The organism is Oleiphilus sp. HI0079 (assembly GCF_001635105.1).
Genome location: NZ_LWFT01000548.1, coordinates 1 through 10,361 on the forward strand (window position 1 = coordinate 1; position 10,361 = coordinate 10,361).

Below are 10,361 nucleotides of genomic sequence, written 5' to 3' on the forward strand. Positions count from 1 at the left end.
TCGTCAGTCATTTTTGTTAACTCTTCAAGTGATGATCTTACTTGATCACTCGATACAGTAAGGGCTTTGAAGTGATCATTGATATCGGATCGTTGTAGCTTCAATACGCCCATGAGACTACTTTCATCGTCTCCCGCAATCGCGCGTTTTAAATCTGAAATGCTCTCGACTTGCTGCTGCATAACCTTATAGAAATCCAGCGAATCAACTTCATCGTCTTCCTCAACTCGCGTTACAGGTAAAATCAAGATTCCAAACGATACCCCTGCTTTGTATAAGATCGACAAAAACATGCCAGCAATACTTGAGATAAACGCTGTTTTTAAGCCCTCTAGCAGCGGACCGATGGAGCCATCAATATCGTTCGTATCAAAATCAAGTAACCCAGAAATGATGCCCACAAATGTGCCCAATATTCCAAGCGATGTAAGTAATGTTGGCGCGTATGCCGTAAACACTGCGTGCGTGTGATTACGTTTAAACCAGTAGGCGAGGAAAAAGATGGCGACAAGTAGGATTAAAAAAACGTCGGTGATGTGTGAGGGCTCAACCCCTCTAATCCAAGCTTCGACAAAAGAGGACGGCATATAACTCCCTTTATAATTATTAGTTAGATGGGCAAATATACTTATAATTAAGTTTATTACAATAGAGTTACATCACGCATGTAATTAAGCAACAAGGCTCTACACGCTAACGCATCATTTTTTGGATGTGTGACTCAGGATCTACTATTACTTCGTCATATTCCGACTTATGAATGCGCTTTGAATCAAAATCGATTTTTACATCTTTGAGGAATTTTCTAAAATCTTCGTTTTGTTCCGAAAGTTTGTTCATTGTCTCCCAATCCAACTGATTACGACGCTGCGCGTGATAAAGTACGCGAGATGCGTCAATGTCAGAGAGATCCAGCTGTATTACGCCAATGCCAAATGACATTGAAAGTCTTTCCAACTCTGATAATAAATCATCATCTTGCTTAACATCAGCAGCGACGAGGTACCCCTCGTTGGCCCATGAAGAATTCGAAACCGCTTGAAAAAAAGCCTCTCGATAGTTTCCTTTGGTAAGCGATTTCTTGAGTTCAAAAGAAAATAGCTTTAAAGCATTGTTATCCGCGATCCGGTTAAACTCCAATAAGTCTAGATGCCAATCTTCAACCGGTAGATGAAAGCCAACTAAGTCAGGATGGCTCCACTCGCTATAGCCACTCTTCTTAGATTTCTCGTGAAATATTGTTTTTGTCAGTATGCTTCTACCACGGGTAAACGCCGGATTAGTATAGGCAAAATAAGATAGAAGCGGATGGAGGTCTCTTTCACTGTACTTAGACTTTGGCTCTTTCTCTTGACGTTCTGATATTTCAATTTTCTTCAATATATCTTCAGGTATTAGGCTTTCTTTAGACTTAAGAAAGAAGCGTGCTGGGTTACTTCCAATCTTAATAAGCATAGAATCTGGGTTATCTCTTACATCAACGAATAATCTCGCACCCAAAGTCTGCCAAGGAGTTTTTCCGCTAGTATTCAGCTTTCTGTCAAAACCTTTCTCTACACCAGCATTCCATATCTGCTGATATGTAAGGGGCCTTTCCTCCGTTGAAAGCACATCAATTGCAAAATGTATAAATGTGTAGCTCATAGTCTTTTCATAGCCTAAGCGGTTAATGGAAATAAAGCCTACTTCTTTGCCTATTTATCGGTCGAACACTTTCCGATACTGACTCATTATTTCGAACAAGTACTTGCGTTTAATATAACTCAGCTCAAAATTGCGCTACAAAGCCCTCACTCCCCGGCACTTTGGAAATGTCGAGCAGCCCCAAAATGCCTTTCCAGCATTAGCGCCTTTCTGAGCCTGACGTCGAACCATTTCGCCTCCACACTTCGGGCACGCATTTTTAGCTGGAGGCGAAACCTTCTTCTGCGACACTATAGTTTGCACGTGTTTGACATGCTTGTGGTTCGTCACAAAAGAAGGTGTAAGCCGTCCAGACTCAATCGTTTTAAGTATCCGATCTACCTCTACATCAGATAACACTAACTCTCGCTTAGACTTTATAAAACGAATATATCCGAGGCCATGCACTACGTTATCCGGCATTTCAGTTTTGAACTTACTACCACCTACAAACACCACTAGTGAAAACAACTTTTCCGGTTCGATTTGCAGGCAGTCTTCCAGCACTTTGATATGCTTATAATTCTGATGCAAGGGGTTCTGAAATTTATGGGTAACTTTGAATATTCTTTGCGTCCATGTCTTTTGAGTAGGCGAACCAAATATCCAACCTTTCAAGTTTTTGGTCTCAACAACAAATACGCCGTATCGAGAAACAATTACATGATCAATCTGGGTCGAACCGTCTTCCGTCGGTAAGGTCACATTTTTAACTAAGTGGTATGCACCTTTGGGGAGAAAAAGTCTTGCCAGTGTATTGACGAAAAACTCTCCAGCGATACCTTTAAACCAAGCCGATCTCATTACGGATAACGCTGCAGCAATTAGCAAAAAAGGCCAAAGTTTGGCGGCCATTGTGACGATGATATTACTCACTTCCATGTATTTGTTCTTCTGTTAATTTTGATAGTTGAACACCACCGCCAATCCTATTATGGCTAGCGATAGATTCGTACTATCTTGATAATTATTATATGTGGTGCGCCCGCATCGACGCGCCGCGACTTTTGTCTTCTTAGTGAATCGCGCGGGCTATCTTTCATAAGGCACTAAGATAGCTCCGCGCTGATTGCTACGCTTCTTCTTTGGTCAAATGCTCAAGCAATTCCCTTATCGCGATCATCTCTCGGCTTTGAGTGGCAAGCATACTCTTAAGCTCAAGCAGTTCTCGGGTCAAGTCATTGACCGTGGGCTCTGTTAGTACCGGGGAGTTATCAATATATGTGGAGTTTGAAAGATCAAACCACTTTTTTAGCCCGATTGACACTTCAGATACGATCCGATCATTTGGTCGTTTCTCGGCAGCTCTGTGCTGTATGGCTTCACGGAGGACATTTTTAGATTCTGATTCGCCATGATTAATAAAAACATGGCAACTATTATCCTGCTCCTTTCTGCCACTAAGTTCAAACAAGTAATCTAACAATATTGCCTGATCTGCATGCCCAGAGTAATAAGAGGAAAGGTCTTCAATTGTGCATGCAACATCTTCCGTTTCGCTTTCTAACAACTGCCTGCCTTTGCTCCCTGCAGCCTGATACCCCGTTAGTAAAAGCGTATTCCTTGGCTTATTTTCTACTATAGATAAGTATCTCGTGATAGTACCCTGATCACACATCCCACCGCTTACTACAACCACATCGAATTCCTTCAAAATCTCCATCGGTGTTACCGTTTTTTTCTTACGAGGTTGTGTGTTTCCTTTGTCACCGCCATCTGAGGGCGTGACCTTTAGCTTTCCGGATGTGGCCACCTTGCCGTTAGACAAGTTATCGAACAAATTTCCGATGTTTTTAGGGTGTATACCCGTTGTCTCGGTAAGATCATCCCTCAGATACTGTCTATCCAGATTTTGTGGCCGGGTAGAAGAAAGCAAACGAGGAAGCTCTTCCCCATAAACTTTATTTAAGCGATTACTCAGAGGACTTTCTAAGTAGCATTGCAAGTCACCTTTGCAGCTATTCCTCCAACGCAGACCAATTGTAAACAGATCCGTCAAAATCTCTTGTGTTCGATGGAAAGCAAAAGTTGGAATAACAAGCGTGCCACCTCGTTCCTTAGTATCGATGATCACTTGCTCCAGCGCGCGAATACGATTCTCGCTGCTTTTATACTGATCCTCGCGTACCCTTGATCCATACGTCGATTCCATGACCAAGAAATCTGTATACGGAGGGGGAGCATGATTTTTCTTCATCATTGGCAAATAACAGTTCTGGGAAGACTGACACCCAATGTCTCCAGAGAAAAATATAGACCGGTCGGCATAAGTACTTTTATCACCCTGATCGTTCCAATTGATGCTAAAACCACACGCTCCCAATACGTGACTACTTCGCCAAGGACTTAAAGTAAGGCCCGGCGCAAGTGTAAAAATCTTTCCCCACTTAAAATCGCGTCTTTGTTCTGCAATCTCTGAGGCACTGTAATCGATAGGACTCCACTGTATACGGCGCACATCTTCTTTAGTGTATTCACTATCTGAAAACCCGGCTCCATCAAGCAGCATCTCTTCCGCTACGCGCGCAGTTGCATTTGTGCAATACACTTTGCCCTTGAAACCTTCACGAACAAGTTTCCCTATCAATCCACAGTGATCGATATGCGCATGAGTAAGGAGTAGGTATTTGATTTTCTTGGGGTCAAACTCAAACGGTTGATGGTTCAACCACACCTCATGATCTGTCCCCTGATATAACCCGCAATCAACCAGCAACTGTGTATCCGATGCAGGGTGGTATAACCAAGTACATGACCCTGTCACGCCTTCAGCAGCTCCAATAAACTTCATAAACATGATTCAACTCCTTTAAATTATTTTTGCGCCGGGGATGTATCCACCAAGTCCGGCAAGCTCAGCTTTTACATAGCCAAGACCAAGATCCTTTATTCCAAGCCAGTCTTGCAGATGCGCTAGTTCATCAAATAGTTTTGCGCTGCGAATTCCTGTTATTACCATTGGACGGTCGGGCGTTCCTGTCACATACCTACTCTTTTCTGATAACGTCAATATCAGCACGTATTCAAGCCTTTTTGTCAGATACAAGGAGGCTTCAAACGCATCATAGCGATCAACATTTAAAGAATGCATTCGAGATTTGAACTCACACTCACGATCCCCTAAATGCATATGAGATAAAGGAAAGGCCTGAACCAAATTTCCCTCAATAGGAAATACCAAACTCTTTGAACACGACGCTCCGACTATCGATACCTCAATCTCGCCGCGCCACTCATGAATTAACTCTCCGGTGACCACAATGTCAAAAGGCCTAGAATCAGCAACTATTGTCCCTTCATCCAGCTCTTTTAAAGCCGCACATTGAAGCAAGCTAAACGGATGTAAACTCTGCAAGGAAATACCTTCACAATTTGCGCGCGCCTCAGCCTTTTTTGCTATCGGAATGCCACAATAAAAGTCATTGTTATACTGGAGCTCGTATGATGCTTGTTGTGCTCTACTTTCTTCCCAAGCTATCGAGCTGGCCTTGTCACGAAGGCGTTTAATCAGGGTTTTAAATTCATTCGAAGCTAGCAGAGCATCAAATTTTTCAAAGACCCCGGCCCAAAACTCATGATCATTGTCTCTCTCATCCTTCGCGGACCAATCTAAAGGCGTTTCGTCATAGATCACTTTCTGGGCTAGCTCTCTTCTCATCTCTTTGTTGTGCCAAACGTCTAAGCACCTTTGCCGATGCCGCGCAGAGGCCAAATCGGGAATGTTTTTTCTTGCTTGAGCAATTCCCTCTTCTAATAATTCAGCAAAGACGTAAACGCCTTTCTCCGCTCGAGGTTTACCGAACTCCAGCTCTAACTTTGCAGCCTTATCCCGAGGCAATCTCCACTTGCCATTGCGGCCTTCGCTAATTCGCGGCGGCTCCACCTCAATCAGATCAGCGACCAACTGGTTGGTCATGTCACCTCGCGAACAAACATGATCTAACAACCGCGTTGTTTCATCTTGTGTGAGCCTTTCCTGTGTCTGCTGTTTCGACATCGCATTTCCTCCTTTTTGCTCTGTAAGAACCAACGCAAAATATCCTACCGAGATGCAGATAATTATGAATACGCCATTATCGTATATTAGCCGTATTTAATTACGATATTGTCTGATCAGAATAGGGTTTTTAATAGAAGCAAAGAAAAAAACAAATTGTTCCATTTTGCGGGGAATTTTTATGTTGACTCCCCGCAACTCGTGTGAATAATTAAATTCCATTGAGCGAGGAATAATTTGTTTTATTTAAGGCAGGAGGCTTCACAAGATGAAGACAACCATCACACAGCATGCATCCCAAAGGATGTCTCAACGAGGGATCAGTCTCGAAGTTTTAGAGCTGATTTCACTTTTTGGCATTGAGTACACGCAACACGGCCACGCCGCTATCTCGTTCATAGATAAAAAAGGACTGAGAGAACTTAAAAACTTACGACACGAAATAGATAAGCTGCTGAAGTCCAATCCTATCGTAAAAGTTAGCAGCACTAAAAACGACAGAGTGATCACTACCTATCATCAGTCACATAACAAGAAGGTACGCCATAATGGATAAACTGAAAGACCAACAGATCTTAGCGTTGATTCAATCCTATCACGCAAACCCTTGGGCAGATAACTTAAAAGTCCTAGACTCAAGCCGATATCAAAGCTTTTACGCGCCGATGGATCATATAAATCCTGAAGCGAGAATCGTTTTAGTGGGCATTACACCGGGCATCACTCAAGCCAAGAACGCATATGAAGCTGCGCAATCCTCTCTTAACGAAGGCGCCAGCCTCAAAGAAGCACTTGAAACGGCAAAGCTGACTGCATCGTTCAGCGGAACAATGCGAAAAAACCTTATTCGCATGCTAGACCATGTAAATCTGAATAAGGTTTTAGGCATCAGCAGTTGCGAAACTCTCTTTAGCGATAATCAACACTTATGCCACTTCACCAGTGTTCTCAGATACCCAACACTTAAAGACAAGGAGATGCTGAAAACAGCAAAGCCTGCACTGTCTGAAACCGGATTAAAGTCTCTGATGGAAACGTACTTCATCGGCGAGGTAACTCAACTATCCGAAGCAATCTACATTCCCCTTGGACAAGGCGTAGCAGACGTTTTATTACATTTAGTAGATCGCGGCCTTCTCATGCGAGAGCAAGTCTTTTCAGGTATACCACACCCGAGCGGAGCAAATGCAGAACGTATTGCCTATTTCCTTGGTCAAAAAGAAAAGGAGTTGTTATCACCAAAAACGAATAGCACCACAATCGATGCCCGCCGCTTAGCTCTGCAAGAGCAACTCAAACTATTAAGCAACTCAATGCATGGAGGTCAGCATGCTCTTTAACATTGGCGAAGTGCTTAACAATCGCTGGAGTTGGGTAAATGGCAGCGTCGAGATATCCCTCGAAGAAGCAAAAAGCGAGATCCTAAACGGACACGCAGGTTTGCTCTATGCGTACAACGCCTTGCGCGGAATCGTGCCATGGACGGAAGGCATAGAAGCTTACGTAGATCAGGATGCTTCCTCGGATGTATTGGCCGCTCTCGAGAAAGCGTATAACTACGCCATAAACGGAATTAATAGATTTGTTCACAGCGAAGAGGCCCTAGACTTAGGCATGCTCATATCGGTCACTCGCACTATCGCCGAGAATATGGGAGATGTTGATATCCCTTTAAACTGTGAAAACATCGCTGCGCTATGCACTCTGCGCGCTGAGCTCGACTCTGAACTAGGGCGGGATGCCCCCGAAGACCTTTGGATTAGCGGTTACGCAGAGTCAGACACTTTCACCCTGTATCAAGTCTCACTGCTTGCTCGCATGACTGAAAAGGCAGTGCGAAATGCAACGCAACCAAATAATAAGGACAGACTTATGACATACAAAAAAGGAGCTAAAACATTGGTCACAGCAAAAGAACTAGATCGTTGGCTGAAAACCCGCGGCAATGAAAAGTACAGTAACTTATTTTACTTGCTCCATGAATCAGGAGATAAGCTTTATCCGGTTAGAATGAAAAACCGCGATAACGGACAAGTTGCATTTCGTGTTTCCAAAGGTGGTACTGGTGGAAACACTAAGGAGGCAGGCAAAGAAATCATGGACGAACAAGAAATGAAAAACCTAGTTCTCAATGAAGGCTATGCCGTTCGCGCCGAAACAAAAACTGGTACGAAACGACGTGGTCTTTTTAAGATCGATCAGCGTTCCATTATGAAGGTTGTGGACACCGCTGATCCTAGCTAGGTTAAGGTCAAACATGCTTTGCGACGTTTCAATACTGTCGCAAAGCTAAGACTTATTTCTGACTGGTTCCCTGCTTTCAAAATCAGTCGGAAATAGGATACATTGGAAAGAGTAAAAAACTGAGCTAGGGAGAGTGCGGTGGACATAATCGAATCAGCGAAGAAGAAAATCTCTGCTGAAATCACAGACATTGAAAGCCGAACTGATCTTTCGGATGATCAAAAACGCTCTCGAATTATTCACATATTTTCGGTCACATGCGCCGCTGTTGCGGTCCAACCAATACCATTTGCCGACATATTTGTACTAACACCAATTCAAGCGTATATGGGCGTCCGACTTAGTGCGATCCGCGGAATGCCTCTGTCGGACGCAGAAGCGACGGACCTATTGAAAGAGATTGCCGGGGTTGTTGGATTAGGCATGGCCGCACAACAAGCGGCGCTAGGTTTATACAAAGTTGGACTCCCGTTTCTCGCTGGCTTTACAACTATCCCCTTAGTGTACGGACTAACCTATGCAATAGGCCGCATTATGGATTTCTATTTGGAGAAAAAGTCCAAGGGTCAAACCGTCAGTAACGTAGATATAAAAAGCATGTGGGGCCAATTGCGGGAAGAAGGAAAGCAACAAGCCAAAGCTGCAAAAGATGAAGTCTTATCGAAGAGAGATGAGTTTTGATCAAGCACTCTTACATCTCCAGAAGATTCGATGAAACGGCCATACTTTCGACATTGGGGAAGATTGCTTTTTCACCTGACCCAGAATTACTGGAAGAAGACTACGCCGTGCTCGCAGCACTGCGTCGTTCATCCCAAGAATGGGATCTGTCAGTCTCAGATACTGCCGAGAGGTTAGCGTCTTATGACGATTCTCAGATAGGAGGTCTAGTTAACAACGTCAAAGGTATCCTCCACGAAATGGAGTTCCAACGACTTGAGAATGAAGATGGTGATTCGGTTGTTGCCGCGCTATTTCCTGATACTAATCATCGAACCGTTGATGTCCAATTGCTCGATGAGAAAACGGCGCATGCTTGGGATGTTCAGCTAAAAGCCACCGATGACATGAGTGCTATTAGTGCTTGGATCGATTCAAATCCAGATACCGAAATATATGTCACTGAAGAATTGTCCGATCGCATGGGAATCCCATCATCAGGTTTTAGCAATGAAGATTTGACGATCCGTGTCGAGGATTTTGTAGACCGCATGGTTGAAATTGACGATGACGCTGAAGAGACCCTTTGGAACTATTTCCCGCCGCTGGTTGCCGCCTCCGCAGGAATAATTGTATTTGAACTTTGGCGACGTTACCGCTCAGGCCGAATAACGTTGGATGAATTCAAAGAGCTGTCGCTTAAAACGCTGGGCGTAAAAGCTGCAAAATACGCAGCCATTTTCACCGCACTTGCGGTCCCCGGGCTCAACATAATTGTGGGAGCATATCTACTCGGCTCACTCATCTTTGCGGTAAACGGACTGGTGAACCAGAAGCGATCATTCCGACCCTTCGCATTTCTAGCCAAGCGATGAAGACTAATACTTGTATAATGCGTCTTGAATAATAAAAGTGATCTCCCTTGTGAATACATTCAAAAACCTTAATACCAATAATTTTAGATTAAGCGAAATCAGTAAATGAGTTATACATACGATGAAGGCAACTATGTGGGTTCTGGAGCAGAAGACATATGGTTTCATATTGATTCACTTGAAGGTGAATCTGATAGTAAAATCGAAAAAAGAGAAGAACATCAGGCTGAGCTAGAGGCAAAATGGAGAGAAAGACGAAGGTCTTTTATCAAAGCAGTTGCACATCTTAAAACATCTGATGAGATTCGCACTAAAACTATACAAAAGATTTTAAATGACAGTGTCGACTTCCTTGCGAATAAACATATCGCTGCAGAATACCTGAATAGCACTTTTGCAGACCTTGCAAAACAAAACAAAACCCTCCCAGTAATGATCAGGGGAGTGCTCAAAGAAAGCTTAGGCCCCGCATTTGATGATTCCGCTATAAAGAGACGTGGAGGGAGATGGGGGTACCAAGGTATTAGTGAACGTATTAATTCACTTTGCGAGGAGATTTACCGGAACACAGAACGCGAAATAGCGTACATACGAGTTTCAAAGGTACAACGGCTTATACATAGCATAGCCGATGAGAAGTTAGGAGAGGGAAGCTACCTCAAATTAGATAAACCTCTGATGAGAAAACTCCTTTCAGCTGCAAGGCTGCATCTAAATTTGCATGACATTGACCTTTCCCCTTGATTAGTACCACTCCATCAATGAGAAATTCCATATTATGCAACCTTCTTCGCGAAGGCTACCGGTGTTAAATAATTAAGCGAGCTATGTGGCCGTTCATGATTGTAGTGCTGCTGCCACAGATCAATTTCATATCGTGCTTCTTGTAACGTTCGGAACCA

General features: G+C 43.6%; 10 protein-coding genes and 1 pseudogene. 5 read left to right on the plus strand and 6 right to left on the minus strand.

The annotated features are described in order from the left end of the window. The 5 genes and pseudogenes from A3750_RS08495 to A3750_RS08515 form a co-directional block, all read right to left on the minus strand. Positions 1 to 587, minus strand: a pseudogene (locus tag A3750_RS08495) (MotA/TolQ/ExbB proton channel family protein); the annotation flags it as partial. Positions 588 to 693: 106 nt separating this feature from the next. After that, positions 694 to 1,644: a COG2958 family protein gene (locus tag A3750_RS08500; protein WP_068548167.1), complete on the minus strand. Its 951-nt coding sequence runs from the start codon at positions 1,642 to 1,644 to the stop codon at positions 694 to 696. A 135-nt stretch (positions 1,645 to 1,779) separates the two neighbouring features. Next, complete coding sequence (locus A3750_RS08505; protein WP_068548168.1) at positions 1,780 to 2,565, minus strand: nuclease-related domain-containing protein; 786 nt, start codon at positions 2,563 to 2,565, stop codon at positions 1,780 to 1,782. A gap of 190 nt (positions 2,566 to 2,755) precedes the next feature. After that, positions 2,756 to 4,480: an MBL fold metallo-hydrolase gene (locus A3750_RS08510; protein WP_068548169.1), complete on the minus strand. Its 1,725-nt coding sequence runs from the start codon at positions 4,478 to 4,480 to the stop codon at positions 2,756 to 2,758. 12 nt (positions 4,481 to 4,492) lie between these two features. Further along, complete coding sequence (locus tag A3750_RS08515; RefSeq protein ID WP_068548170.1) at positions 4,493 to 5,680, minus strand: hypothetical protein; 1,188 nt, start codon at positions 5,678 to 5,680, stop codon at positions 4,493 to 4,495. A 548-nt stretch (positions 5,681 to 6,228) separates the two neighbouring features. Between A3750_RS08515 and A3750_RS08525 the strand changes: the two genes are divergently transcribed. From A3750_RS08525 to A3750_RS08545, 5 genes are all read left to right on the plus strand, one after another. Then, positions 6,229 to 7,020 carry a hypothetical protein gene (locus A3750_RS08525; RefSeq protein ID WP_068548171.1) on the plus strand — a complete coding sequence of 264 codons (792 nt, stop codon included), beginning with the start codon at positions 6,229 to 6,231 and terminating at the stop codon, positions 7,018 to 7,020. After that, on the plus strand, positions 7,010 to 7,924 hold the full coding sequence (locus A3750_RS08530) for a hypothetical protein (protein WP_156498491.1): 915 nt from the start codon (positions 7,010 to 7,012) through the stop codon (positions 7,922 to 7,924). The genes A3750_RS08525 and A3750_RS08530 overlap by 11 nt, the downstream gene beginning before the upstream one ends. Before the next feature lie 138 nt (positions 7,925 to 8,062). Continuing rightward, on the plus strand, positions 8,063 to 8,605 hold the full coding sequence (locus A3750_RS08535; RefSeq protein WP_068548173.1) for a YcjF family protein: 543 nt from the start codon (positions 8,063 to 8,065) through the stop codon (positions 8,603 to 8,605). Beyond that, on the plus strand, positions 8,602 to 9,459 hold the full coding sequence (locus A3750_RS08540) for a hypothetical protein (RefSeq protein WP_068548174.1): 858 nt from the start codon (positions 8,602 to 8,604) through the stop codon (positions 9,457 to 9,459). Before A3750_RS08535 ends, A3750_RS08540 begins: the two co-directional genes overlap by 4 nt. Before the next feature lie 105 nt (positions 9,460 to 9,564). Next, the gene (locus A3750_RS08545; protein ID WP_068548175.1) at positions 9,565 to 10,203 is read left to right on the plus strand and encodes a hypothetical protein; all 639 of its coding nucleotides are present in this window, start codon (positions 9,565 to 9,567) and stop codon (positions 10,201 to 10,203) included. 32 nt (positions 10,204 to 10,235) lie between these two features. Here the strand turns inward: A3750_RS08545 and A3750_RS24875 are convergent. Continuing rightward, on the minus strand, positions 10,236 to 10,361 hold a 126-nt coding region (locus A3750_RS24875; protein WP_156498492.1), incomplete at its 5' end, for an integrase core domain-containing protein.